The organism is Xenorhabdus santafensis (assembly GCF_033949405.1).
Classification (GTDB): Bacteria; Pseudomonadota; Gammaproteobacteria; order Enterobacterales; family Enterobacteriaceae; genus Xenorhabdus; species Xenorhabdus santafensis.
The window spans coordinates 1-308 of sequence record NZ_VCDN01000403.1; the positions used below are offsets into that span (position 1 = coordinate 1).

1 protein-coding gene is annotated in these 308 nt (G+C 30.2%); it reads left to right on the top strand.

Features of this window, described 5'->3' with window-relative positions; genetic code table 11:
* Positions 1–200 (top strand): hypothetical protein (locus FE392_RS22895; RefSeq protein ID WP_333783532.1); only part of this gene is annotated, 200 nt, incomplete at its 5' end.
* Between the last annotated feature and the right edge of the window lie 108 nt (positions 201–308).

The window sequence follows — 308 nt, forward strand, 5'->3', positions numbered from 1 at the left end:
TTCAGGGGTTATTACAGCTACCTGTTTCCATGTTTAAAAACGAGAAAAATGCAAAAAGTATATTTGTTCTCCAAAAGAAAGGCCCTAGTGTAACAATGCCAAAACAGGCGTTATTAGTGGAGTTGCCTAAATTCTCTAACATGAAGGCGATGGAGAACATTATGGATCAATTAAATACTTGGTTTGCAACACATAAATAAAGCTAGGTATATGTAACAGAATTAGTGATTCATGTAGTACAGTTTTATATAATATGTCATATTTTTAAATATATACTAGATTTAACTGAATTTTTTTGAAATCTGTAA